27 protein-coding genes are annotated in these 25,678 nt (G+C 57.6%); 14 read left to right on the top strand and 13 right to left on the bottom strand.

Annotation, left to right across the window (positions count from 1 at the left end):
* Positions 1-140: 140 nt before the first annotated feature.
* Genes I6J19_RS10315 through I6J19_RS10965 form a run of 3 tightly spaced genes read left to right on the top strand, consistent with a single transcriptional unit; the run spans position 141 to position 2,169 of the window.
* Positions 141-1,637 carry an MFS transporter gene (locus tag I6J19_RS10315; protein ID WP_038628262.1) on the top strand — a complete coding sequence of 499 codons (1,497 nt, stop codon included), beginning with the start codon at positions 141-143 and terminating at the stop codon, positions 1,635-1,637.
* Positions 1,624-2,010, top strand: coding sequence for a TetR/AcrR family transcriptional regulator (locus tag I6J19_RS10320; protein ID WP_239122786.1), 387 nt, complete (start codon positions 1,624-1,626; stop codon positions 2,008-2,010). The genes I6J19_RS10315 and I6J19_RS10320 overlap by 14 nt, the downstream gene beginning before the upstream one ends.
* A 24-nt stretch (positions 2,011-2,034) precedes the next feature.
* Positions 2,035-2,169, top strand: a complete 135-nt coding sequence (locus I6J19_RS10965; RefSeq protein ID WP_262384452.1) for a hypothetical protein — start codon at positions 2,035-2,037, stop codon at positions 2,167-2,169.
* Between the two features lie 6 nt (positions 2,170-2,175).
* Here I6J19_RS10965 and I6J19_RS10325 read toward each other — a convergent pair whose 3' ends face one another.
* The gene (locus tag I6J19_RS10325; protein WP_038628255.1) at positions 2,176-3,378 is read right to left on the bottom strand and encodes an alpha/beta hydrolase; all 1,203 of its coding nucleotides are present in this window, start codon (positions 3,376-3,378) and stop codon (positions 2,176-2,178) included.
* Positions 3,379-3,765: 387 nt separating this feature from the next.
* On the opposite strand from I6J19_RS10325, the gene I6J19_RS10330 reads away from it, so the two are divergent.
* Together I6J19_RS10330 and I6J19_RS10335 are read left to right on the top strand one after the other, a co-directional pair.
* The gene (locus I6J19_RS10330; RefSeq protein WP_038628253.1) at positions 3,766-5,355 is read left to right on the top strand and encodes a Re/Si-specific NAD(P)(+) transhydrogenase subunit alpha; all 1,590 of its coding nucleotides are present in this window, start codon (positions 3,766-3,768) and stop codon (positions 5,353-5,355) included.
* 6 nt (positions 5,356-5,361) lie between these two features.
* Positions 5,362-6,837: an NAD(P)(+) transhydrogenase (Re/Si-specific) subunit beta gene (locus tag I6J19_RS10335; RefSeq protein WP_038628251.1), complete on the top strand. Its 1,476-nt coding sequence runs from the start codon at positions 5,362-5,364 to the stop codon at positions 6,835-6,837.
* Between the two features lie 48 nt (positions 6,838-6,885).
* On the opposite strand, the gene I6J19_RS10340 is transcribed toward I6J19_RS10335, so the two are convergent.
* From I6J19_RS10340 to I6J19_RS10360, 5 genes are all read right to left on the bottom strand, one after another.
* Entirely contained in the window at positions 6,886-7,353 is a 468-nt protein-coding gene (locus I6J19_RS10340) for a GNAT family N-acetyltransferase (protein WP_038628248.1), read from the bottom strand.
* An 87-nt stretch (positions 7,354-7,440) separates the two neighbouring features.
* Entirely contained in the window at positions 7,441-8,325 is an 885-nt protein-coding gene (locus tag I6J19_RS10345) for a 5-oxoprolinase subunit C family protein (RefSeq protein WP_038628245.1), read from the bottom strand.
* An 18-nt stretch (positions 8,326-8,343) separates the two neighbouring features.
* A complete protein-coding gene (locus tag I6J19_RS10350) occupies positions 8,344-8,997 on the bottom strand; it encodes a 5-oxoprolinase subunit B family protein (protein WP_038628241.1) in 654 nt (217 codons plus the stop codon).
* A gap of 71 nt (positions 8,998-9,068) precedes the next feature.
* On the bottom strand, positions 9,069-9,842 hold the full coding sequence (locus I6J19_RS10355; protein WP_038628238.1) for a LamB/YcsF family protein: 774 nt from the start codon (positions 9,840-9,842) through the stop codon (positions 9,069-9,071).
* Between the two features lie 89 nt (positions 9,843-9,931).
* Complete coding sequence (locus I6J19_RS10360; protein WP_038628234.1) at positions 9,932-11,143, bottom strand: NRAMP family divalent metal transporter; 1,212 nt, start codon at positions 11,141-11,143, stop codon at positions 9,932-9,934.
* A gap of 148 nt (positions 11,144-11,291) precedes the next feature.
* On the opposite strand from I6J19_RS10360, the gene I6J19_RS10365 reads away from it, so the two are divergent.
* Both I6J19_RS10365 and I6J19_RS10370 read left to right on the top strand, forming a co-directional pair.
* Positions 11,292-11,981, top strand: a complete 690-nt coding sequence (locus tag I6J19_RS10365) for a GntR family transcriptional regulator (RefSeq protein ID WP_038628232.1) — start codon at positions 11,292-11,294, stop codon at positions 11,979-11,981.
* 27 nt (positions 11,982-12,008) lie between these two features.
* The gene (locus tag I6J19_RS10370) at positions 12,009-12,974 is read left to right on the top strand and encodes a quinone oxidoreductase family protein (RefSeq protein ID WP_235191238.1); all 966 of its coding nucleotides are present in this window, start codon (positions 12,009-12,011) and stop codon (positions 12,972-12,974) included.
* Between the two features lie 13 nt (positions 12,975-12,987).
* On the opposite strand, the gene I6J19_RS10375 is transcribed toward I6J19_RS10370, so the two are convergent.
* The 7 genes from I6J19_RS10375 to I6J19_RS10405 form a co-directional block, all read right to left on the bottom strand.
* Positions 12,988-13,509 (bottom strand): hypothetical protein, encoded by a 522-nt coding sequence (locus I6J19_RS10375; RefSeq protein WP_038628219.1) that lies wholly within the window; start codon positions 13,507-13,509, stop codon positions 12,988-12,990.
* Entirely contained in the window at positions 13,506-13,823 is a 318-nt protein-coding gene (locus I6J19_RS10380; RefSeq protein ID WP_038628215.1) for a hypothetical protein, read from the bottom strand. Before I6J19_RS10380 ends, I6J19_RS10375 begins: the two co-directional genes overlap by 4 nt.
* Before the next feature lie 92 nt (positions 13,824-13,915).
* Entirely contained in the window at positions 13,916-14,608 is a 693-nt protein-coding gene (locus I6J19_RS10385; protein ID WP_038628213.1) for a metal-dependent transcriptional regulator, read from the bottom strand.
* A 3-nt stretch (positions 14,609-14,611) separates the two neighbouring features.
* A complete protein-coding gene (locus I6J19_RS10390) occupies positions 14,612-15,430 on the bottom strand; it encodes a metal ABC transporter permease (RefSeq protein WP_038628210.1) in 819 nt (272 codons plus the stop codon).
* Positions 15,423-16,253, bottom strand: coding sequence for a metal ABC transporter permease (locus tag I6J19_RS10395; RefSeq protein ID WP_038628208.1), 831 nt, complete (start codon positions 16,251-16,253; stop codon positions 15,423-15,425). The genes I6J19_RS10390 and I6J19_RS10395 overlap by 8 nt, the downstream gene beginning before the upstream one ends.
* The gene (locus I6J19_RS10400) at positions 16,243-16,911 is read right to left on the bottom strand and encodes a metal ABC transporter ATP-binding protein (protein ID WP_038628204.1); all 669 of its coding nucleotides are present in this window, start codon (positions 16,909-16,911) and stop codon (positions 16,243-16,245) included. Before I6J19_RS10400 ends, I6J19_RS10395 begins: the two co-directional genes overlap by 11 nt.
* A gap of 23 nt (positions 16,912-16,934) precedes the next feature.
* Positions 16,935-18,065 (bottom strand): metal ABC transporter substrate-binding protein, encoded by a 1,131-nt coding sequence (locus I6J19_RS10405; RefSeq protein WP_038628201.1) that lies wholly within the window; start codon positions 18,063-18,065, stop codon positions 16,935-16,937.
* Between the two features lie 275 nt (positions 18,066-18,340).
* Here I6J19_RS10405 and arsC point away from each other — a divergent pair, with 275 nt between their 5' ends.
* The 7 genes from arsC (at position 18,341) to I6J19_RS10440 (ending at position 25,677) form a co-directional block, all read left to right on the top strand.
* A complete protein-coding gene (arsC, locus tag I6J19_RS10410) occupies positions 18,341-18,685 on the top strand; it encodes an arsenate reductase (glutaredoxin) (protein ID WP_038628199.1) in 345 nt (114 codons plus the stop codon).
* Positions 18,686-18,882: 197 nt separating this feature from the next.
* Positions 18,883-20,280 carry an MFS transporter gene (locus I6J19_RS10415; protein WP_038628196.1) on the top strand — a complete coding sequence of 466 codons (1,398 nt, stop codon included), beginning with the start codon at positions 18,883-18,885 and terminating at the stop codon, positions 20,278-20,280.
* A gap of 142 nt (positions 20,281-20,422) precedes the next feature.
* Positions 20,423-20,590 carry an antitoxin gene (locus I6J19_RS10420; RefSeq protein ID WP_080969535.1) on the top strand — a complete coding sequence of 56 codons (168 nt, stop codon included), beginning with the start codon at positions 20,423-20,425 and terminating at the stop codon, positions 20,588-20,590.
* A 249-nt stretch (positions 20,591-20,839) separates the two neighbouring features.
* Positions 20,840-21,829: a FecCD family ABC transporter permease gene (locus I6J19_RS10425; RefSeq protein ID WP_235191237.1), complete on the top strand. Its 990-nt coding sequence runs from the start codon at positions 20,840-20,842 to the stop codon at positions 21,827-21,829.
* Positions 21,826-22,686, top strand: a complete 861-nt coding sequence (locus I6J19_RS10430) for an ABC transporter ATP-binding protein (RefSeq protein ID WP_038628188.1) — start codon at positions 21,826-21,828, stop codon at positions 22,684-22,686. Before I6J19_RS10425 ends, I6J19_RS10430 begins: the two co-directional genes overlap by 4 nt.
* Positions 22,687-22,798: 112 nt before the next feature.
* On the top strand, positions 22,799-23,824 hold the full coding sequence (locus I6J19_RS10435) for an ABC transporter substrate-binding protein (RefSeq protein WP_038628185.1): 1,026 nt from the start codon (positions 22,799-22,801) through the stop codon (positions 23,822-23,824).
* A 116-nt stretch (positions 23,825-23,940) separates the two neighbouring features.
* On the top strand, positions 23,941-25,677 hold the full coding sequence (locus I6J19_RS10440; RefSeq protein ID WP_235191236.1) for an ATP-binding cassette domain-containing protein: 1,737 nt from the start codon (positions 23,941-23,943) through the stop codon (positions 25,675-25,677).
* Position 25,678 lies beyond the last annotated feature (1 nt).

A 25,678-nucleotide genomic window follows, 5' to 3' on the forward strand; every position in this document is an offset into this window, starting at 1 on the left:
CACCTCAACAACGCCTGCAACTTAGACACTTTTTCACCGGCTCCTTGGGCGGGATCGGCTTACTTTTCTTGAAGTTTTAGGTCTAAATCAGCACCCTTTAGAGGTTGTAACTAAACCGAACGTTCGTTACAGTTACTGGAATGACAAGTACTGACCACGCCGCTTCCACGAGGGCTAATCCGCCCACTTCAGTCACCCACAGGTGGATCTTCCTCGCTATCATCAGCGCCGGCCTACTACTCATCGGCATAGATAACTCGGTGCTCTACACTGCTCTGCCGGTTCTGCGCGAGCAGCTCCACACAACCGAGTTAGAGGGCCTGTGGATCATCAACGCCTACCCACTGGTGATCTCCGCACTCCTCCTCGGCACAGGCACCCTGGGCGACCGCATCGGTCACCGCAAGATGTTTCTTGTGGGCCTGACAATTTTTGGCTTCTCTTCCCTGGCCGCGGCCTTTGCGCCGCACGCCTGGGCGCTGGTCATCGCCCGCGGCTGTCTAGGACTGGGCGCCGCGACCATGATGCCGGCGACCCTCGCACTGCTACGTGAGACCTTCCACCACCCTCGTGAACTTGCCACAGCTATTGGCATTTGGTCTGCCACGGCAACACTGGGTGCCGCCGCTGGCCCCGTCGTTGGCGGTTTCTTATTGGAGCACTTCTGGTGGGGCTCAATCTTCCTTATCAATATCCCTGTAGTAGTTTTCGCAATCATTGGCACGCTGATTTTTGCTCCGCCGAATCAGCCCAACCCAGCCAAGCGCTGGGATTTTCTCACCAGCCTCTACGCGATGCTGGCCATGCTGGGCCTGGTCTCGCTCATTAAGGAACTCGCTGGTCATCACTCCTCCACCGTCATCGTCGCGGCTATCGCCTGCGGGCTAGTGGGCGCGGTACTGTTTCAGCGTCGTCAGGCACGTCTCACTGAACCCCTCATCGACTTCTCCGTCTTCCGTTCGCGGATGTTTTCCGGTGGCGTGCTGGCAGCCGCGCTTGCCATGTTTGTCCTGGCAGGCGCCGAATTGATGACGACGCAGCGCTTCCAGATTTCCGTCGGATACACACCACTCGATGCGGGCTTGCTAGTTGCCACCGCGGCACTGGCGTCCTTGCCAGTTGGTGTCATCGGCGGCATGGTGCTGCATCGAGTGGGTTTCCGCACACTCATCACCGGCGGATTCCTCCTCAACGCCATCGGCCTGGCAGGCATGTACTACGGTGTTTCCTCGGGCAATTTCCCGCTCATGATCGCAGGACTGATACTGCTCGGCGCGGGCGCAGGTTCTGTGATGTCGGTGTCGTCGACCGCGATTATCGGCTCAGCCCCAAGGTCAAAGGCCGGCATGGCGGCGGCGATGGAATCCGTGTCCTACGAATTTGGCACACTGATCACCGTCGCAATCACAGGCAGCCTCCTACCCATGTTCTACGCCTTGTTCACGCCTGTCGACGCCAGCATCTCACTCACCGATGCACTTCACACGCCAGCGCTTAACGACGGCGCCCGCGCCGGCCTCGACAGTTCCTACCTGGCCATTTTGATTATGCTGGCTGTCGTTGCTGTCATTGCAGCGATTGCGACTGCGGTGGCATTCCGCGGCAACCCGAAGGAGACTGAATATGCGCACGAGTAAGCGCACTGCCATTCTCGACACAATCGTTGAGATTATCGAGACAAACGGCTTTTCCGAGGTCACCTACGAAAATGTCGCAACTCAATGCGGAATGAGTAAATCAGGGTTGATTTACCACTTCCCCTCCCGCGAAGACATGATTCGCAGCGTCCATGAGCACATGGCGCAGTTATGGGAAGAGGAGCTTATCGAAGCCGCGGGTGGGCCTGCGGAGGAGGTATCCCCCGCCAACCGCCTACGCGCAAACCTCCAGGTCTCGCTGGAGACAGCAACAAGGGCCGAGCTACTCATGTCCATCGACTCTGCCGCCGAACCGGAGCTGCGCGAGATCTGGACGCGCCTTTTGCGCCGGTGGAATCCGCCGGTAGAATAGATTGCCACCGATGAGGAAGCCTGCATGGCCTACGTTGTCCAAATGATTTCCGATGGACTCTGGGCCAACGACTATCTCAACGGCAATCAGCTCACGAAAGCACAGCGTAAGGCAATCGCCGAGGCCGCGGCAAAGCTGATTCCAGAGTCGATGGAGTAGCCAGCTCTAAACGCCCTTGCGCTGAACGTCCTTGAGCTCGGAGTCAGTAGCCAGGCCGTAGTTAGCACCCTCATAGACGGCCTTTGCTCGACTCGTTCCGCCGAGCACATACTCACTAAAGGACAGCACCAGCGAGCCAAGCACATTCTTAGACGGATCATCCAGGTAGGTGCCGTGGTAGGAACCGGTGACTACCGCTTCCCAGGCGGGCCCTTCAGCATCGCGGTAACCACGTCGATCCGCATCAAAAGGAACGATGTCCTCGTGCTCCGCAATGGCCACCAGGCTTGGAATCTCCGGCGGTGTGGAGATTAGTCCAGCGTCGGAAGGCCCTGGGGTGATGGCGACCAGACCGCGGGTGACCATATCGATACCCGCAGCCTGGAAGGCTTTATCCATCCTGTTGTTCAGGAAGATTGCGGAGCCACCACCCGCAGAGTGCCCGACCAACATCGTGCGGGAGAAATCGATCTTGCCTGCAAGTGGTGTGGACTCGTCCTCATTGGCCGCTGCGGCAACCGAAGCTGCCAGCACCATCTGTGGCGCGAACCAGTTGGTGAAGTTGTAGCCAAGAGCCACGACGTATCCGTGGCTTGCATAGAGTCGCGCTTGCGCGTCGTACATACCCGGCTCAGTACCAATGCCAGGGCTGAGAACCATCAGTGGCGCAGACTCCATGGAGTCAATATCCGCCGGGTAGATAAGCTGCGCGCCAACTGGGGAGGCGTTGGCCGATTCTGGCAGTACGTCATAACAGCCGGTGGTGCCGTGGAGACCGTGGAGGTCCCGCAGTACGCGGTTATAGATGGTGTAGACGACACCATCACATGGCATTGCTTCGCGGGTTGCGGCAACTGGATGGGAGCCCATCGCTCCGAACTCCTTGCGCAGCTGCCCCGCCTCTGGGGCGAACGGCTCGGTGATATGGCCACTTTCGCCACCGGAGATGACACGGTTCACGCCACCCATGACATCCACCAGACCACCGCCAATTTTGTCCACGGTTTCCGAGTTCTGGTAGTCAATAGTGCTTTCGCGTGCAGTGATGTCCGGTAGCTGACCAATGCGCGGTGCCGCCTGCGCTGGCACCTGTCCGCTGAGAACTACACCAGCTGCGAGCGAGAGAGCAACCACCTTCGAGAACGTACGCCCCTGCCCTCGGCGGGATGCCAACACGGTCTTTCCGGCGGCACTTAGTGAACCAATCATCGTTTTCCTTAACTCTTGCCAAAAACCTTGGAATACAAATCTACCTAATGCGTAACGACGTACGTAAAGACAGAAATATCCTCCCCCATACTTCACCCCTCAAACAATCATTCAGGCCGCTACAAATGTTCACTCTCGCTCAAAATTAACACCCTCACCCCCATTTCCTACCCCCTTTGCAAGAGTGTGCAAATTCAGAAAACCCACCTCACCACCGTTACCCACATATTTTTATTACCTTTTTCCACAAACGCCTCCGCTGCCTCCCCACCAGCGCATACCTTATTGGCACCAAGGAGAAAGCGGCCACGCCCACACTCACTGTTAACCGACAACCGAGTGCGCATGGCCCTTAATAAAACCCCCGAACAGAAAAGAACTCCCACAATGAGAATCGGCATCCCTTTAGAACCCGATCCCCAGCAAACAATTGTGGCTGCGACCCCGGAAACCGTCGGCAAACTCGTCAAGCTTGGCTACGAGGTCGCCGTGCAGGCTGACGCCGGCCTGGCTGCAAAGTTCACCAACGCGGACTACGAATCCGCCGGTGCCACCATTGTCGACGAGTCTGTCTGGCACAGCGATATCGTCGTAACGCTCGACACTCCGCCGGAGCAGTTCCGTGCACTGCTTAACGACGGTGCCATGCTGATTAGCCGACTTGCACCAGGCCGTAACGAAGAGCTGGTCGAAGAGCTCGCGCACTGCAACATCACTGCCCTTGCTATGGATGCAGTTCCCCGCATTTCCCGGGCACAGTCGATGGACGTGCTGTCGTCGATGGCCAACATCGGCGGCTACCGCGCAGTAGTCGAAGCGGCTTCTGCATATGGTCGCCTTTTCACTGGTCAGGTGACTGCCGCAGGCAAGATGCCACCAGCTACCGTTTACGTCATCGGCGCTGGTGTCGGCGGACTTGCCGCAATCGGTACCGCCAACTCTATGGGCGCGATTGTCAAGGCAACAGACCTGCGCCCTGAAGCCGGTGAACAGGTCGAATCGATGGGTGCAGAGTTCATCCCGATTCCGGCTGCCACTGAGAAGTCCGAAGATGGCTATGCCAAGGAAATGACCAATGATCAGGCTGCCGCTGCCGCGAAGCTCTACTCCGAGCAGTCCGCGCAAGCTGACATTGTCATCACCACCGCGAATATCCCGGGCCGCCGCTCTCCGCTGCTGCTGACTGCTGCCGATGTTGCAGCTATGAAGCCAGGCAGCGTCATCGTCGACATGGCTGCCGCCGGTGGCGGTAACTGCGAGGTGACCGTTCCAGGCAAGACTATTGTCACTGACAACGGGGTGACCATCATCGGTTACACCGACCTTGCAGGACGTCTGCCCGCACAGGCATCGTCGCTGTACGGCCAGAACATTTTCAACCTGTTCAAGCTGATTACGCCAGAAAAGGATGGCTCTCCAGTTCTCAATCTCGAGGACGAGATTATCCGTGGCATCACGGTGACAAAGGCTCGCCCACAGAATGGTGCCGGCGCTACCGGAGCTGAGATTCTCTGGCCACCACCGCCAATCAAGGTCGCTGTCACCCCTGCTGCCCCGCTGCAGGAACAGCAGGCTCAGCAGGCTGCATTAGAAGAGAATGCGCCGGAGAAGGTTTCTTTCATGGGATCGGGCCTGGGCTCGAAGATTGCTCTGGGTCTGACGGCACTGCTGGCAATTGTGGTTATGCTCAGCGCGCCGCACAGCGTGAGCGCCAACTTCATGGTTCTCACCTTGGCTATCGTGCTTGGCTTCTACGTGATCTCCGCGGTTACGCCACGCCTGCACACACCGCTGATGTCTGAGACCAACGCGATTTCCGGCATTGTTCTGGTGGGTGCGATTCTCCAGGTGGGAAGCTCCAACCTGCTGGTTTCCGGTCTCGCGTTCGCGGCCATCGTGGTCAGCTCCATCAATATCTTCGGCGGTTTCGCCGTCACCGACCGCATGCTTGGCATGTTCGTGAAAGAGGAGGCATAAAGTCTAATGGCTAGCATTGATACTGCTTCGCTTCTGGACTGGACCTACCGCCTGTCCAACGTCGGCTACATTGTCGCCGCTGTCCTGTTCCTCTCTGCCCTCTCGGGCCTGTCTAAGCCGGAGACCGCTCGCCGCGGAAACGCCTTCGGTATTGCCGGCATGGCTGTCGCCGTTGTCATTGCCATCTTTCAGGCACTCGTCACCGCTGACACCAAGCCGGATACTCACTTCTCCCCGCTGATTACCCTGATTCTCATCGCTGTCGCTATCGGCATCGGTGGTGTCATCGGTATCACCCGCGCACGCAGCGTTGCCATGACTGGTATGCCGCAGCTGATTGCACTGTTCAACGGTCTGGTTGGACTCGGCGCTATCTTCATCGGCTTCAACTCGTACATCTTCGCCGAAGATGTTGACACCGATGCCCTGAAGTTCCACTTCGGCGAGGTCTACATTGGCGTCTTCATCGGCGCTGTGACCTTCACTGGTTCCATCGTCGCTGGCCTGAAGCTGTCTGAGAAGATCAAGGGCTCGCCGCTGCTACTGCCGGGCCGCAATGCTCTGAACATTGCCATTCTGGTGGTCACTCTGGTTCTCCTGGCTGTCTTCATCGCAACCGGCACCGAGGGCGGCGCCATCGCATGGGCATGCATGGTTGCTGTGACTGCTTTGGGCCTGTTTTTGGGCTGGCACTTGGTCATCGCCATCGGTGGCGGCGACATGCCGGTTGTCGTGTCCATCATGAACTCGTACTCCGGTTGGGCCGCTGCTTTCACCGGCCTCATGCTTGGCAACCCGCTGCTCATCATCACCGGTGCGCTGGTTGGTTCCTCCGGCGCCTACCTGTCGTACATCATGTGTGAGGCCATGAACCGCTCCTTTGCAAACGTTATTCTGGGTGGCTTTGGCTCCGAGGCTTCGTCGGCAAGCGCTGTGGAAGGCTCCCACACTGAGGTCAACCACGAGGACACTGCAGAAATCCTGCGCAACGCGGACAAGATTCTCATTGCTCCGGGCTACGGTATGGCTGTGGCACAGGCTCAGTACGCCGTCGCCGATCTGGTACGCAATTTGCGTGCCGACGGTAAGGAAGTGGTCTTCGGTATCCACCCAGTCGCTGGCCGCCTGCCGGGTCACATGAACGTGCTGTTGGCAGAGGCCAAGGTTCCCTACGACATCGTGCTGGAGCTGGACGAGGTCAACGATGACTTCGCTGATGTGGATGTCACCCTGGTCATCGGTGCAAATGACACCGTCAACCCGATGGCAGAGCAGCCGGGCTCCCCGATTGCGGGTATGCCGGTACTGAAGGTGTGGGAATCTGAGCGCGTGATTGTTCTCAAGCGGTCGATGGGTTCGGGCTACTCGGGCGTGCAGAACCCGCTGTTCTTCAACGAAAACACCGACATGCTTATCGGCGATGCGAAGGCGAGCATCGACTCCCTGAATCGCATCCTGGCGGATTCGAAGGTCACCGCTTAAACCCGAAGTAAGCAACGCCGTACAAACCGGAGCCTAGGCGATTAGTTCCTAGGCTTCGCCACGGGCTGCATCACGAACCATGGTGATGTGCTCAATGCCGGCTTCCATGAAGGTCTCCCCGACCTCATGGAAGCCGGCTTTTGCGTACACAGCCTTCGCCTGCGTCTGGGCATGAAGAATCAGCCCCGTATCCGGGTGGTCAGCGATGACCTGCTGCAGCAGTTTCGAGGACAACCCCCTACCCCGGCTCGCAGCATCGACGACAACTCGGCCGATGGTGCGCGGGTAGCTCGACGAGTACTCATCGAGCGTGTCAATTACACGCAAGTACGCGATAATCTTGCGGGAGTCGTTGTCGTCGCGGATGAAATAGTGCTCTGCGGTATCTTCCAGGTCGCGCCAATCCATTTCCGGCTCCTCACAGGACTGCTCAAGATAGAACACGTCGGTACGCAGCGCCGAGATGGCATACGCATCGGTCGCACTGAGGTCGGAAAAAGAAGCTCTCTCAATCATGGTGGCTGATTTTACTGCGAAGTGCTGTGCGACTCTGACAGCTGGCAGACTTTGTGGCGCACCATCGCGCAGGATGACGCCGCAGACCTATGCCGCCCGCACCCGGCGGAATTTTACCTTCGCGCCGGGCACCAATTGCCCAGCTCTCGACAATGACGGCTCCGTCAGCACACCAATGACCGGATATCCACCCGTCGCCGGATGATCAGGACCGAAAATAATCGGCTGCCCCGATGCGGGCACTTGTATCGCACCGGGAACCATTCCCTCGCTGGCCAACTCATGGGTGACCTGGCGCTCAAGAGTAGTCCCACTCAGCCGAAGTCCGACGCGGTTGGCCTCTTGCGTCACGGTCCATGTCTCGTGAAAGAAATCACTGACACTTTCCGACGTAAACCAGTCCGCCCGAGGCCCAGGAACAACATCAAGACGGGCAGCCTCGCTCGACCAATGAGGAGCGGGATAAATTGCGATTGACGAACCCGTCGAATACTCCGGGTCGCCGACTGGCAAGACCTGACCAGCCTGCAAAGGCGCTGGACCGAGCTTGCCAAGCGTATCGTATGACCGCGACCCCAACACTTCCGCGACATCGATGCCCCCTCGAATCGCGACGTATCCACGAAGACCCGCATCGAAGGTACCAAGCCTCACAATCGCCTTCGCCCCGACCACAATTCGGCTATTCATCGAGGTTTTGATGACCTTGCCATCCTGCTCGACGGTCACCTCACCGTGGGCTCCTGCAAAGGAGATAATTGCCCCCTCCGCTACTTGGAACTCCAACCCGCCGACGACGCATTCGAGCACAGCGAGGTTTTCTTCGTTGACAACCATCCGGTTAGCAGCTGCCGCGGACTCGCGGTCGAACGCACCGGAGGTACTCACCCCCAAGCTCCCTTGCCCAGCACGGCCCCAATCCTGAATAGTCGTCAAAATACCGGGTCGAATAATCTCGATAGAATTCTTCATCTCTTCCGCACCCTTTTTCTACGCCGCACTCGCCGTAGAAGTCGCCTCAAATTGAACCTCAGCCCCGGGCTCAAGCAGCGCCGGATTGAGCCGATTTAAGTCCCACATCTCCACATCTGTATGCCCCAAGAGTTGCCAGCCACCGGGCGAATCGATGGGATACACACCTGCGAATTGGCCTGCAAGTCCGACAGAGCCCTTGGGAACTCGGGTGCGCGGCGTCGCAAGGCGGGGAATATCAAGCGGCTCTGGCCATCCCTGACCGCTCCCCCGCACCATGTAATAAAAGCCCGGCGCAAATCCACCGAACGCGGCCGTCCAAGGGCGCTCGCAGTGCCAATCAATTAACGCTTGGGGGCTCATCCCAAGGCTTTGTGCCAAGGATTCAAGGTCCGCGCCGTCATAGTGAACGGGAATCGTCACTGTCTTTCGCTTGTCGACGGTGTGCCTCTGCGTATTGTTGCCCTGCAGCGCGGTTTCGACTGCGCTGAGGTATCGACGAGCCGGCCCGCGAAAGCGAAGTAGGAGCGTTTGGGCTGCGGGTACCCTGTCAACGAGTCCCTCGATCTCAGCCGCCGCAGAGTGTGCACGAAGTACCTTCGCCAACGGATTGGCCGATGATGAATAGTCGATAAGCAGCGCATTTGTTCCCATAGGGCGAATCTCGGCCATGGCGGTGCTGATCCTTTCTTTCTTGCGAGGTTGAAAAACTGCGGTCGATAAGACCGGTGTACGAGTCCGCGCTATACGTGGGCAGCGACGGTAACTCCCGCGTCGACGAGACCTTGGCGAATCCTACGGGACAGTTCGACCGCGCCAGGGGTGTCTCCGTGCAAACAAATAGAGTTAGCCTGCACGGTCAACAGTGAACCGTCGTAAGCGGCGATTGGTTCCCCACTGGCCATTGCAATGACACGTTTGACGGCGGCATCGGGGTCTGCAATGACCGAGCCCGCGAGCGCTCGGGAAACTAGCGTTCCGTCGGAGTTGTATGCGCGGTCAGCAAAAGCTTCCCGAATCACAGGGAGGTCCGCATCGAGGCTGAGCCGTTCGATGACCGACCCCGGCTGCGCCATAATGGCAAGCCCATCTCCGCAGGTGGAGCGAGCGAGCAGGAGCGCCTCCACCACTGCAGTGGCCTGATTTTCGTCCACTGCGATGCGGTTATAGAGGGCACCGTGGGGTTTGACGTAGGAAACTTCGGTACCCACCGCCCGTGCACATGCCGATAGGGCACCAATCTGGTATACAGTTTCGGCTCGCAATTCTCGATGTGAGTAGTCCATGCGACGTCGTCCGAATCCGGCGAGATCGCGGTAGGCGACGTGTGCGCCGATGCGAATTCCGCGCGCGGCAGCTGCCTCACAGGTCTCCATCATGACGCTAGCGTCACCCGCGTGATACCCGCAAGCAACATTCGCACTGGTCACAATGTCCAGTAGAGCGATGTCATCCCCCATCTTCCATGAGCCGAAAGCTTCCCCGAGATCAGAGTTGAGATCGATAATGGCGCCCATAAACGTCGCCGCCCCTTCCAGGTAGTAATGCTGGTCTTTGTACCGTTGATATGTTGGTCCTCATCTGAGCTGTACGAAAAACCGGCCGATTAGCCGAGCATTTCAAACACGCCGCCGAACGAGCGCCACGCCAAGAACCAAGCGACTGCGACACCCACGATTCCGATAGCCGCTAACCACTTCGGGTACTTGTAGCCATTCATGAGGTCCGCACGGAACAGCGCGATGTAAATCAGCACAGTAACACCAATTGGTAGAACCAAACCGTTGAAGGCTCCGGCGAAAACCAACAGCGTCGCTGGAGCCGTACCGATGACACCGAAGAGCAGCGTGGAAATTGCAATTAGGACAATGGTGATCGTGTTTTGAGTCTTGGCACCAGCACCCGAGGAACGAGTCAGAAACGTTGCCGAGGTGTAGCTGGCACCCACAATCGACGAGATTCCCGCAGCCCACAGGACAACGCCAAAGAATCGCATACCCCAATCGCCTGCCGCAGCTTGGAATGCCTCTGCAGCGGGGTTTCCATCCGTATTGAGGACCACGCCACCCGCGACCACTCCCAAGACAGCTAGGAAAAGTAGGAAACGCATGATAGCCGTGACAATGATGCTCGTAACAGATGAGCGAGTGGTCTGCGCGAGGTGCTCCACACCGCTGGCGCCAGCGTCAAGCATGCGGTGAGCGCCAGCGTAAGTAATGTAACCGCCTACAGTGCCACCGACCAGCGTGATGATTGCCAGCAAGTCAATCGTGTCGGGCATGACCGTGTTCTTCAGTGCTTCTCCTACTGGTGGGTTAGAACTGAACGCCACAATTGCAGTGACCAGAATCATCACTACACCAAGCACGACGAGTGCCTTGTCCAGCGCCATACCCGCCCGTCGGGAGAGAAAGAAGCCAATGGCGAGGATTGCAGTAACAATGCCGCCAATCTTTGCGTCCACGCCCAACATCGCGTTCGCGCCAAGTCCAGCTCCGCCGACGTTGCCAATATTGAAGACCACACCACCGATGACAATGAGAATTGACATAAGCCAGCCCAACCCCGGAATCACGGCGTTGCCGAGCTCCTGTGCGCGGCGTCCAGAGACGGCGATTACTCGCCACACGTTGAGCTGAATCGCGATATCAAGAAGCACCGAGACCAAAATGGCAAAGGCGAAAGCCGCGCCAAGCTTGGCCGTAAAGGTTGCGGTCTGGGTGAGGAAGCCTGGCCCGATAGCACTGGTCGCCATCAGGAATACAGCGCCGAGGAGTGCCGTTCGACGCGCCTTGTGGGCAGATGTTGAAGCGTCCATAGCGTAAGGCCTTTCCCTACAAATCTGACAATCCCCACGTTGAAGGATTCCTACGTTGAAGATCGTCTGCACCGAGATTGTTGAACAATGTCTCGTATGTTAATTGGTGATGGCCGCCACACAAAAGTGCTTTAGTAGTCTGTATTACATGACTACCCCCGGAAACATCCTCGACGATCAGACCCACACGTCCTCTGGGGAAAAACAACATGACGTTTCAGTAGCGGATGCCACCGCAACTGTCCTGCGCCGAGAGATTCTCGCCGGAAAGCACTACAGCGGCGAGCAGCTCCGTGAAACCCAACTTGCTGCGCGACTACAGGTCAGTCGCAACACCATCCGACAGGCGTACCGGAAGCTGGAATCTGAGGGGCTACTCACTCACATCCCTCATCACGGCGTTTTTATCGCCTCCTTCGACAAAGAACGCATCCGCGAACTGTATGCTTTTCGCCATGTCGCCGAATGCGGAACACTGCGGTCGCTAAGCAAGAGCCAAGCAAAGCTCCTCGGCAAAGAGATTCTTTCTCTTTGTGGTTCGCAGTCATCATTGAACCTTCCCGAACGGAATAATGCCTTTCACCTCGCCATCGTCAGGGCTTCCGGGTCTCCCGACCTGTTAGCAACCGCCGAATCCATTCAGGCCCAACTCCGTCTTTGCTTCCTCTCCTACCCCCAAAGCATCGAACTCCATGCCCGATACGCCGATCGCCACATCAGTATCGCCAAGGTTCTCATCGAAGACACCCCGCACCACGCCGCCGACCTCCTCAGCGCCTACCTCAACGAGTCCTTCGACGCCGTCACCGCTGCCCTCCCACCTGCCACCCGTTCATAATTAGCAGCTAGGACTACAGTGATGGACATGGCAGCAAATTCAGGCAACGCATACGCAATGACCATTACGGAGTTCGGCCCCGCTGACATTTTCACCAGGACACCTATCGAGCCTGCAGAGCCCGGCCCCGGTGAAATCCTGGTCAAAACCACAGCCATCGGCGCAAACCCGCTGGACTACAAGATGCGCGATGGATCTTCCGGCCTGTGCGCAAAGTTCACCCCTCCCGCGGTGCTCGGACGTGAAGCCGCTGGCGAAGTCGTTGCCGTCGGCGAAGGTGTGGACAGCTTCGCCCCCGGCGACCGTGTCTTCGGCATGCGCAGCTTCGACGACTTCCGCGGCACCTACGCAACGCACAACGTCTTCCCCGCCGACGGTGTGGTCCGAACGCCCGATTCGCTTGACGACGTTACCGCTGCGGGCCTTGCCCTAGTGGGAATCACGGCGACCGTGGCTGTCGAGCAGCTTGCAAAGGTAAAAAGCGGTGACACCGTACTAATTCATGGTGCCGGTGGCGGTGTTGGCCAGCTGATGACGCAGCTGGCGGTCGCCCGTGGCGCAACTGTGTTGGCCAGTGCGTCGTCACGCCATCATGAAAAACTAGTGGGCTTTGGCGCGCAGCACATTGATTACACAGCGGAAGATGTATTCAAGGCTGTGCGCCAGCAGTTCCCCGAGGGCGTGGACGTTGTCCTTGACGGCGTGTATTTCGATACTTTCCTCCCCTCGCTGGATGTGTTGGCATCGGATGGTCGGATTGTGGCGCTGCCTTCGCTGGCCGATTTAACACCGGCGAAGGAACGCGGCATTGAGGCACACATCCCGGCTATTTCGAATGACACGACTATTTATGCAGACCTGGCCGACCGCGTGGTTGCCGGTGAGATTTCGCTTCCTATCGGCCTGACTAAAAATCTCACCGAGGTCGCGGAGGTCCACCGGGTATTGGAAGACGGACACGCTGACGGCAAGGTTGTGATGACCGTCGACTAATTCAAGTGCGTTACTACAGCTCGCGACGAGCGTTCTGATACGTCTTCGTCAGCGAGCACCAGAGCTCGTCGGCATCAGAGATGGCTTCCACCAGCTCCCGGTTAGTCATAGTTTCGCGCTGCTCGCGCAGTCGGTTGTTTAGCTTTCGAGCTCGAGAGAGCTCACCGCGTAGTTCGATGAGCTCCGGCGTAGCCTCTCCGGAGGCAAATACATCTTTGTAGATGGTGCCGACCCCCATTGTGGTGTTCACGTTGTCCCAGGCAGAGAGGATTGCGGTGAGCTGGTACTCGGTGTCCATGGCAATCTGCTGTAGCTCAGCGTGATTACGCTCGGCGAGCTCGTGCGCCTCAGCGCTGCGGCGCACACCGACCCACGCCTGGTATGCAATGAGAATCGCAAGCACCAAGCCCGCAACTGGCAATGCATATTGCAGAATCCACAGCGTGACACCGAAGAGCTGAACAATCAGGCCGAAGAAGAAAAATACGACAATGACCGTCGCGCACCCGTTGTCGGAGCCTGAGCGTTTACTCATCGCGGCGTCACCTCCGCCGCAGCATTCAAAATCGCATCGGCCCCCAGGTGGCTGGCGTAGCCAAGTCCGATGGCTGCTGCCAAAAGGAGTATTGCCAGCAACGTATAGACGATTGCCTCTTTGACGGTGCTAGTGACCGCAATGCGCTGCTCTTCGTAGTCCAGCAGTGCCCGCATATCTTTGGTCGAGGCATTCAAGCGGCGTTCGAGATTAGCCATGTGTTCCTGCTGCTCAGCAGGCGAGATAGCGATGGCATTGAGTGGCACATCAACGCTCTCGACACTGGCATATGCCTGTCGACGAGCACTCTTCACGCTGTCGAACGAAACTGACGGTGCGGGTGGCACTTTAGTTGGCCCAGTGAGATTCCGCGACACCTTATAGTAAGAGCGCGCTGCGGCCCTCGTCAGTTCGTTGTTGGAGTCGCCTTGATTGCCCATAGTGCCGAGTCTGCCACATGAATTTTCTTTGGCTCGGTATCGTCCACCTCATCGAGGATGGCAAAGACATGCATGCCTGCATATGGTGCGGCTTCGGCTCGGAGCACAGTCCCCGGTCCTACCCCTGATGTCGCCAAATAGCGCAGTAGTTCAGGGTCGGAGTCATTAATGCGATCGACTACCACCATCGCGCCGGCTTCGATATCCGTCAGGTCGGTGCGCACTGCGCTGGCGATGGTACCGCTTGCGCTGGGAATTGGATCGCCATGCGGATCGCGCTCAGGGAATCCCAGCATTGCATCAATGCGACTAATGAAATCATCCGAGACCGCATGTTCAAGCTTTTCGGCTTCCTCGTGAACCTCATCCCAGGTGTATCCCAGAGTCGAGACCAAGAAGCTTTCAATCAACCGGTGGCGACGCACCATGATTAGCGCAATGTCTCGCCCACGGTCCGACAGGCTAATGCCCCGATACGGCTCGTGGTTGACAAGGCCACGTGCAGCTAGCTTCTTTACAGCCTCGCTGGCGGTGGGCTTCTTTTCGCCCATCCGCTCAGCGACGTCGCCAAGTGCCACTTTTTCACCGGTGCGCTCGTGCAAATCCCAAATGACCTTGAGGTAGTCCTGGGTCTTTGCTGGTAAATCCTCCACGTGCATTCTTCAAACTCTAGCGCTATTGCGTGTTGACGCAATCTTGAGGGGGACATAGAAACAGCCGGCGCATACACCAATGCAGCCACCAACTGACAGATTCGCCGCCACCGCAATGAATAGCCCCACCAGGCCAATCGCGATACCCATCAATGGCGCCAACACGAATAGCAAACGGGTATCGTTCACTACCCCAACGAGCGCAGCTGCCGGGGCAGCTAGCAGCGCGATGGATAGAATCGTGCCGACAGCCGGAATCAGCGCCACCAGAGTCAGAACGATGAGCCCGCTGATGACCAGCTGTGCTTTTCTCCTCGAATGCGCGACTCCGAAAGACTCCGGGTCGAAGGTGAAGTAAATCAGCTGCCGCCACCGAGCCACCAGCACCAACGCCACCAGCAGCAAGAGGCCACCGGACAGCGCAATATCAATCTTGTTCACGTTGAGTACGCTGCCGACCAGGAAACTCTCTACCTTCACCGGCAACGGGGCGAACCACTTGTTCAGGAAGTAGCCCAGTGCGAACCCAAATGTCAGCACAATTCCCGCCGCCGAGGACGTCGTTCCCACCTTTGACAGACCGAACAGCGCCCCAATCGGAATACACATCAGAAATGCTCCGATAAAGAGGAACACCGAAATCCACGAGTGGCTCAGGCCGAGCGCTGCCGCAATAACAACGCCCACAACCGCGCCGGGAAAAGTCGCATGTGTAATCGCTTCTGCGAAGAACACTTGTTTTCCCAGCACCGCGAGCACCCCAACTACTCCAGCCAGGGCTCCTACCAGTATCAGTTCGATAATTGGCAAAATCAGGATGCTAGACACGGTCGCCTCCCAGCACGACGCGCAGCCCCAGTGCCATGAAATACAGTCCCACCGAGGTCAGCGCGACGACTGCCTGAGGCGACACCGGCCCCAAAGGCACCAGTGCCAAACCAACGATTCCGCTGAGGCAGCCCACTGCAATCGCGATCGGCACCATCACATGAACTCGGCGAGTCAGCAGTCTCGCCGCCGCTCCCGGCACGACCAGATATCCGACTACCAGCAGCACGCCCACTGCGCTTGCCGACGACACCACGACCGCAGCAATCGCCGCGTTAATGGTGAGGTCGGCGCCCCACACATTGACGCCTGCGGCTTTGGCACCGAAGCGATCAAAGGCAACAAACACCTGCTGGCGCCAGGTCACTGCGATAAGAACCAAGGCGATGGCACAGACAATCAGGGCGCTGGTGAGACGGGAGTCAGTGACTTCCAGCAGTCGCCCGAACATGAGCGCTTCCAGCTGTCCTGACTGGTCACCTTTCTTCAGCGAGAGAATCACGCCGATGGAAAAGAAGCTGGTCAGTACGACTGCTACTCCAGCTTCCGACATGTGCGAGCGCGATACTAAGGTCAGTGCTACTGCCACTACCACCGCAAATGCTGCAGCCACCGGGATAATCATGTCGATGCCGCCGAATACGGCACCGGCCACAATTCCGGGAAAAATAGAATGCACCATGGCCTCCGCATTGAACTCGAGGCCACGCAGGTTCACGATGACACCGACCAGGCCAGAGACCGCCCCGAGGGCAATCAGCAGCACTAGTGGCCTGAACATGAAAGGCGCTACCCCAAGCTCATTCGCAAGCTCAGTCCACATAGGCTGGCACCAACTTCGAGGTCGCACCAAAAGCTGGCTGCTCCGCCACGATTAATGTGTTTTCGCAGGTTTCCTCGGCAAGCACGAGATCATGGGTGGCCGCGATAATTGCCGTGCCATTTTCCTTCAGTTCGTTGAGGAGATTCAGCAGCATCGCCCGATTTTCAGCGTCGAGGCCGTTAAACGGCTCGTCGAGAAGCACGAGTTGCGGACGTGCGACGATGGCACGCGCCAACAGAACGCGTTGCTGCTGACCACCGGAGAGGTTGCCGAAACGTTCACTGGTGCGGTCGGCAAGCCCGACTTTGGCTAGCGCTGCGTGGATGCGTTCTTTGCGGTGTCCAAGCGGTTGGAAGGGGCGCAGTTCGTGCAGCACCCCCATGGCGACGACATCGAAAGCCGTGACCGGAAAAGTGCGATCGAGGTCTGCCGACTGCGGGACGTAGGACACAATCTTCGCGTTGTTGTGCATCTCACCAGCGAGAATACGAGTCCCACCCAGGATTCCGCGCAGCACAGTCGTTTTTCCAGAGCCATTGGCGCCGATGAGTGCAAGCCCGGTACCCGGCGCGACATTGGCGGTGATGTGATTGACGATGGGTACCGCCGTGTAGCCGAATGAGGCATCGCGGAGCGTGACTATGGGCTCGGCAGACATGGGGTTAGCTAAGTGGTTACGGCTCACTTGATGCCCTCTGGCAGCGGCGCGACAGTTCCGTCCCATGCCGTCACAACCTGAGTGACGTTGTGGATGATGGAACCGATGTAGGTTTCGCCATCACTGCCAGCCGGACCAAGGGAGTCGCCGTAGAGTGCGTCCTCACCAACGATGGCCTTGACACCTGCGGCCTTAGCGATCGCCTCAATTGATTTCGAGTTGTTCGAGTTCTCCGCAAACAGCGCAGTTGCACCCGAGTCCTTCACGGTCTTTGCCGCCTCGGCGATATGCGCGACCGTGGCATCCTGCTGCTCGTTGAAATCAGACAGCGCTGCACCGATGAAGTTGATATTGAACTCGTGGGAGAAGTATCCAAAGGCATCGTGGCTGGTAAACAGCACAGGGTCCGACACGGTGGCGATGGACTTATTTGCCCACTCATCCAGCTGATTCAACTTGTCCTGGTAGGCCGCAACGTGGTCGGCGATGGTGGACTTCAGCTCATTGTCGCCACGTTCCTCAGCGACCTGTTCCAGTGCGTAGCCGATATTGGCAACCTGAACCTTGGCGTTCTTCGGCGAGGTCCATACATGCGGATCGAAGCGGAATTCCGCCTCCTCACCGGGTTCTTCCGGCGGGAATGGCCATGGGGCGACATCAATCTTTTCCACCCCTCGGTCGATGGTGTAGTTACCATTCTTCGCCTTCTCTGGTGGCAGCGGCTTGGTTTTGTCCGTGTCCTTGGCTGCCTTCATGGCATCTACGTCACCTGCAGTGAGAACGCCACTGGTTACTGCCATCGTTCCGGAAAAGCCCGAGGACTCAATCGCCTGGTCCAGGAAGTGCTCCAAATCGACTCCGTTGACGAACAAGAGATCGGCGTTACCAGTCTTGGTCAGCTGCTCATGGGTCATTTCCAGCTCATGTGCTGTTGCATTCGGCGCCAACAGACAGGTCAAATCAACTTCATCGATGTCCAGCTGCTTCACGTAATCACAGATCTGTGTCGTGGAAGCCACGACGTTGATTGGGTTCTCGCCGCTGGCTCCCTCACTGCCATCGCCACACGCTGCAAGGCCAGCGCCCGCTAGCAAGATCGAAAGGCCCGCACACATGGACTTAGCTGATCGCGAAAGCTTTCCGGAAATTGTCATGTTGGTGTCCGCTCTTGATTGTTTGTTATTGCTTTACGACGGCTACGCTGACCGGCCGCTTCAGTAAATCTGGTCACCTTAGGGGCGGTTGGGGCGCACTTCGCCGTTCATCTATCACGTGCGAGAGTAAACCTAACGACAACTATTTTCAACCTATTGAACTTAAGTGTTGTTGGCTTTACGGCCCTTCAAGATAAATAATGAACAAGGTCTCACCACATACAGTTACGCCGCTCCGTCAACCGTCACACCACAACATCAGCCATGATGGAGACATGGAAGCGAAGATTTACCACAACCCCCGCTGCTCAAAGTCCCGCCAAGCTCTCGCCGTACTACGCGAGGCCGGAATCGAGCCGGAGATCATCAAGTACCTAGACACTCCTCCAACCAAGACCGAGCTGCGCTCGCTAATCGAGACGGCCGGCCTGAACGTCATCGATGCCGTGCGCACCAAGGAAGCAGAGTTCAAGGAACTGGGACTCTCTAAGGACTCCAGCGACGAGGAACTGCTGGACGCAATGGTCACACACCCACGCCTGATTGAGCGCCCGTTTGTCGTCACCAATAAGGGGGTAAGGATGGCGCGCCCCACCGAGGCAATTAATGACATTCTCTAGGCAGTGACAAGCATTAATTGCTTTTACGCCAACCCCCCTCAAAGACCCCCAAGGCCGGGAGGTTAACGCCCCATTAATAGAGACTGAAGTCTCTGTAAACTCAACGCTGAAACGATAAAGCTCTCCGCCTGCTGCCCTAAGCATCCGCACAGGTTGCATTAGAGGCAACGGCGGCCTTCAGCGAAAGGACTGTCATTATGAGCAGTCAGAGGCTCGGCTGGCTCAGCGCACCCGGCCCAGCAGCTCCCCTCCCCGAGGAAAAAATTGCCCCGACCTACCGGACCTGGCGATTCAACGTCTTCATGGGCATCTTCATCGGCTACGCGGGCTTCTACCTCATCAGAAATAACATCCCCCTGGTGTCCGCCGTACTGGAAAAGCACGACCTACTTGGCGCAGCCGGAATCGGCATCGTAGCCAATGCAGTTCTGTTCTCCTACGGCCTATCCAAATTCTTCATGGCCATGCTCTCCGACAGAGCCAATGCCAGGTACTTCCTCCCACTTGGCCTAGCACTGTCCGCGGTCGTAAACCTCTTTGTTGCGTTCGTCCCAGCCATCAGCGCCTCTGTTGCAATATTCGCGACAGTCATGTTCATCAATGGTTGGTTCCAAGGCATGGGCTGGCCTCCCTCTGGACGAGTTGTCGTCCACTGGTTCTCGACATCCGAGCGCGGCACTTTGATGTCGATCTGGAACACTGCCCACAATGTCGGCGCCGCCGTCGGCGGTGCTCTGGCAGCCTGGGGCTTGCATTCGTTCGCCACTTCCGACGCCGACTGGACTCCCGCATTCTGGCTACCGGCAATTGTCGCGCTCGCGATTGCCGCCATCGCATTCCTGCTGATTCGAGATAACCCGCAATCCATGGGCCTGCCTCCGGTCGAGGAATACCGTAACGACCCGGACAAAGTCGAAGGAACTAATGACGAGGCACAAGAACCCTGGTTCACAATCGTCAAGAACCATGTTCTTACCAATCCGGTTATCGTCATGCTGGCACTTGCCAATGTATTCGTCTACGCACTCCGTTACGGAGTTCTTAACTGGATTCCGATTTACTTGACAAACGAATTGCACAAGACCAACGTCACGGGCGGAATCATCGGATTCATGCTCTACGAGGGCGCAGCAATTGTTGGCACCCTGCTGTGCGGATGGGTCTCCGACAAGGTCTTCAAGGGTTGGCGCTCAGGCGCCGGCATGCTCTTCCTGGTTGGCACCGGCATCACCATTTTCGCATATTGGCAGCTACCCGCCACGGCACCATTGTGGATGTTCTACGTGCTCATCTCCCTGATCGGCGCACTCATTTACGGTCCAATCATGCTTATCGGACTGCAGGCCATCGACCTCTCGCCTAAGTATGTTGCGGGAACCGCAGCTGGTTTCACTGGATTGTTTGGATACCTTCTCGGCGCAACACTCGCCTCCACTGGTGTCGGCCTCTTGATCGACTTCGCAGGCTGGAATGTTACATTCGCGACCCTCATTGGCGTTGTCGCTATAGCGTTTGTCCTCATGATTTTCGTCGGCAAGTACGAGCGCGATGTCATGCACAAGGCAGATGAAGCCCGCACCAAAACAGCTCAATAACTGTCAGTCACGGTGTTGCTAGTCGAATATCAACTTCACTCCGTGGGGCCAATACGGTCGCAAGGTCACCAATTCATCGGTACACTCTATGTCACAAACGAAAAAACGCGAGTAGACATTACGAATGGAAGGAGACTTCACCATGGGACTTATGGACAAGGCCAAGGAAGCACTGAGCAACGAAGAGAACACCGATAAGGTTCTGGACAAGGCTGAGCAGCTAGGCAAGGAGAAGCTCGGCGAGGACAAGGCCGACCAGATCAAGAAGGCTCGCGACATGGCAGACGAGCGCCTGGGCGACGAAAAGTAAGCTACAGAGCTTTTCACCCCGCATTAGCACCCCACTTTCACAGGGGAGCTGGTGCGGGGTTTTGCTGTCCTTAGGAGATCCCACAGGACCGCTGACGCGCCTTTATTGACAATTATTTTCACATTGTCCATCATTAGCCAAGTGAAAACTATTGTCGATAGAGCTTCTCTTCCGCGTCCTCGAAACCAAAAACTTCGATCCCGGCTCTTCGGCTTTCTGTTTTTCCTGGCCGTCCCCGCCACAATCCTCTTGGCGATCTCCATCGGCCCCGCGGGAACCGGTTTCAGCAACGGCATCGTCGCACTGCTCACTCCGCTCATCAATACGCTTTCCGACGACCTCCCAGCTCTCAACCACCTTCTGCCAGAGATATCCCCTGCCACGCAATCACTTGTCTGGAGCATTCGACTACCGCGCGTCCTCCTTGCGGGACTGGCCGGCGCCTCGCTCGCTGTCGCAGGCGCAACCATGCAGGCAGTCTTTCGCAATCCACTGGCGGAACCCGGTGTTACCGGTGTCTCCTCCGGTGCAGCAGTGGTAGCCGTTATTCTCATCGTCACTGGCGTGGCCGCGAAAGCGCCGTGGGTTCTCTCGGCAGGCGCGTTCATAGGCGCGTTGCTGGCTGTCATATTTGTCCAGATCGTCGCCGGTCTCAATGGCGGCAGCGGAGCCACCCTGTTGCTCGTCGGTATTGCACTCAACGCATTCCTCGGCGCAGTCATCGCCGCCACCATCGCAAACGCACCACACAGTGATGACGCACAACAGGCCATGTTCTGGCTCAACGGCGATTTAACTGCTGCCAATTGGCAGGACATTGCGCTAGCAGTCGGCCCCATTACCGTCGGCACGGTTATCTTGATGATGCTCATTCCCGAACTCAACCTGCTCCTCCTCGGCGAAGAACAGGCCGCTGCCACTGGTATGCGCACAGTCTGGATCCGGCAACTGCTACTCGCCCTGGCTGCTTTAGTCACGGCAGCGGGCGTCGCTGTCACTGGCGTTATTTCCTTTGTCGGATTGGTCGTCCCGCACCTGATTCGCCTTGCCATCGGCCCCGATCACCGCAGCCTGCTGCCCATTTCTATGTGCCTCGGCGCAGTGTTTCTCATTCTCGCCGACCTCGTCGCCCGCAGTCTCTTTTCCCCAGTTGCTCTGCAAACTGGCACAGTCACCGCGTTCCTTGGCGCACCTGCGCTACTCGCGTTGATTCTTCGGCAAGGTGGTCGCCAGTCATGAGTCAGCAGACGCAAAATCTCACTGACCACGTCACTAAGCCAGACACCGACAGCACCGCGCTGCTGCGGGCTACCGACCTCAGTGTCGGTTACCGCAATCGGACCGTCGTAAGTGGCGTGAACCTTGCTATTCGACCTGGCGAAGTCCACGGCATCATCGGCTCCAACGGCACCGGAAAATCCTCCTTGCTCCGTGCTATGGCTGGCATTGTGACACCGAGTTTGGGGCAGGTTGAGCTCCTCGGCACGCCGCTGACGAAGCTTCGTGCCCACGAACGCGCCACTCGATTGGCGTACCTGCCACAGCACACACCGGCCGATGCTGCTATTGACGTTCGAACTGTCGTGGCACTCGGCAGGTACGCGCACCACCGTCGGCGTGACCGTTTCCGCAGCTCACTAAACTCCACGGACCACGACATCGTCGCCTACGCGCTAGACCGCGTTGGTGTCACCGCACTCGCCGACCGCCCTATCACGGCTCTGTCCGGCGGGCAGCGGCAATTGGTGTTCATCGCAAAGCTATTGGCACAACAGGCCAAGGTCATGCTTTTCGACGAACCCACTGCAGCCTTGGACATCGGGTTTCAGCTGGAAATCCTCGAGCTCGTCGGCGAGCTTGCCGACGAAGGCCACGGTATCGGAGTCGTCCTTCATGACCTCAACCTCGCTGCCCGCAGCTGCCACCGGCTCAGTGTGATTCACAACGGCGGATTGGAAGTCACTGGTTCCGCCGAAGCGGTGCTAACACCTCCCCGAATAGATGCGATTTATCGCATCTCCAGCGCTGTCGATACCGATCCGCATACCGGTTCGGTGCGAGTGACGGCGTTGGCTCGGGCTCGCCCGGCTGACTGATTGCGGCTAACTGATTCAGACTGACTGATTCAGACTGACTGATTCCAGCTAGCGATAACGCAACTGAAAACTTTCCCGACAATCAAAACTCAACATTCAAGGAAGTACTTTCGTGTTTTCACCAACTTCTCCTATCTCTGCCTTGAAGCGAAACTCTAAAAAGGCCTTCGCTCTGCCGTTGATTGCAGCGCTCCCACTCGCTGCGGTCGTCGCCTGTTCCTCTTCGGAGGAGGCGTCGCAGCAGCCGTCGTCAAGCGAAACTTCGACAAACCAGCAGGCGCAGTGGCCGCGGACTGTGACAGTCGGCGACCATGACGTTACGGTGCAGAGTCAGCCGAAGCGCATCGTTGCACTGTCGACCGAGGTTGCAGATCTGGCGCTGGAACTGGTTGGGCCAGAGCGTGTCGTCGCGGTGACGAAGAACGCGCTCGATGAGACCTCTGGTAATCAGGTTGAGCTGGCGCGTAAGGTGCCTAATGCAATTGCCAACTCCACGAAGCCGGATCCGGAGCAGATTCTGTCCTATGAGCCGGACATGGTGTTGATGACTAGCCGCCATGATCAGGAGCAGTCGGCAAGCAAGCTGCTGGGCGCCAGCGATGTTCCGACCGCTGCGTTTTCCAGCAGTGATTTCGCTTCGCCGAAGGCGCTGGCAGAATCGGTGACCACGCTCGGCAAGTTGCTGGGAGCTGAGGACAAAGCGGCCGAAATGGTTGCCAAGATTGAATCGGAAACCGAAGAGATTCTCTCGGGAATTGATTCCACAACTAAGCCAAAAACGCTGGTCCTGTTTGCCCGCGGTGGTCAGAAGATGATTATGGGAATGCAGTCGGCGACGACGAATCTCGTTGAGCTGGCCGGTGGCGAGCCGATTTCGCCAAAGGGCAAGCGCCCGGGTGCCGTTCCCGCTGATCCGGAGACAATTGTGCAGCTCAATCCGGATGTCATTTTGATTCAGGATTTCCACGGACAGGGCAAGGCTCCATTCCAGGAGTTGCTGGATAATCCGGCGCTTGCCGACGTCGCTGCGGTCAAGAATGATCGAGTGCAACTGATCGATGCGAAGACGACCTCTGGCACCGCCGGAATGCACATGCCCGATGGACTGCGTGAGATCGCTGACGCGCTGGCTAAATAGAAGATAGGTTTCACGTCGCTATGTGGATTCATGAAGCACTGACTTCGCCTCCCCGCGGAATGCACTGGGTTTTGTTATCCAGCTGGGGGCGTAGCTTTTCCTTCGCTCTCAGTGCCGTGTCTCTTGGACACGCGCTCGATGCTCTCAGCAGTTTGCACGGCGGTATGACATTCACCAGTGGCGGCAATTGGTTTGGGGATTGGGGGCTTCATGAATCCCTGGCCGCTACAATTGTGGCGGTCATTCTAGGAAGCCTCTGTGCTTATGTCACCGAGGCACTACCACCACGGCTAGCTGGGGAGCAGGAAAAGCTGTGGCGCTCGCATGTGGTTGGCAGTGTGCTGAAGCCGGAGTTTTCTGCTCCTGAACAGGCCACGAAGCACGCACATGGAAAAGGGCACGGTGGCGGGAAATCCGGTCACGCACACCGAAGCGCCTCTAACACTGGCGAGGGCCTACTCTTCGATGCAGCGACCGCAAGCGTCGAACAGACCGCGAATTACCGAGCGACATTTCTCGCTCCCACGTTGGCCTCGTTTAGTGCTCCACTGATTATTTTGGTGGTCTGGGCTTTGTGGGTGGATACGAAAACCGCCTTGTGGCTGGCACTATTTTTCATTTCCACGCCGTTGATCATTATTGGGGCTGGAAAAATCCTGCGGAAATCCAATGCGACGTATCGCCGAAAGCAAGCGAAGGCCACACATGCGTATTTGGAAATGCTCGAAGGGCTGGGCACATTCAAAGTTCTTGGAGCAATTGACCGGGTCATGACGCGTTTTGCCAGCCAAACTCGCACCGCGATGGCTGAGCTCACCGCCCTGCTCGCCCGCAATCAGCTGATGATTATTGTCAACGATGCTGTTTTTGGAATTGCAATGTCGACTACAGCAATCGGCCTTGTCCTGCTGCGTTTACAGGCCGGCGCAATCAGCGTAGGCACTGCTCTCGCAGGTGTTTTTCTATCCGTTCTGCTCTACGAGCCCGTTAATCGTGTCGGTCGGACCTTCTACATCGGACTCGGTGGACGCACCCATCGAAATGGAATTGTGGAGATGTTCGGTGAACCTCCAGCTGAAGCGTCCACAGCCGCAACAGCGCATTCCACCGATGCCTCCGCGCCGCAGGCACCGCACGCACAGCACGCACCGGAGATTTCCCTCCGCGATGTCAGCGTTGACATCGGCGAAAAGCGCATTCTCTCCGATATCAACCTGACAATTCCAGCCGGCAGCAGAGTCGGCATCGTTGGCCCCAGCGGTTCCGGAAAAAGCACACTCCTGCGTGTACTCGCAGGCCTGCAGCCACATTCCGGGGAAGTCTCCCTCGACGGCCACGCTCTTTCAACCCCGGAGTTGCTCGCCAACTCGCTACTCATCTCCCAGCAACCAGCCATTTTCGGCACCACCGTCGCGGACAATCTTCGCATCGCATGCCCGGACGCAACGGCCGTCGATATGCGAAAAGCACTTCGCGACGTGCACTTACTCACCGAAATCGAACAGCGCCCTGGTGGTCTCGATTCGGAAGTCGGCGATCAGGGCAATTGGCTCTCGGGCGGGCAACGACGCCGCCTGGCCATTGCGCGTGGTCTGCTCGGTACTGCTCCGATTGTGCTTCTCGACGAGCCGACAGCGGACATCGATCGCCGGACGGAAGGTCTCATCAAGGAGTCCTTGACCCGCCTCGCTGAAGGTCGCACGAGCATCATGGTCGCTCACCGAATGGAGGCACTATCGGACGTTGACCTGGTCATTGTCGTCGCTGAAGGCCGGATTGTGGCTGCGGGCAAACCCGACGAATTGAGCACAAGCAATGAGTATTACGCACGGGCGCTGACCGAGGAGAGCTGAC

This window comes from Corynebacterium amycolatum (genome assembly GCF_016889425.1).
Lineage (GTDB): Bacteria > Actinomycetota > Actinomycetes > Mycobacteriales > Mycobacteriaceae > Corynebacterium > Corynebacterium amycolatum.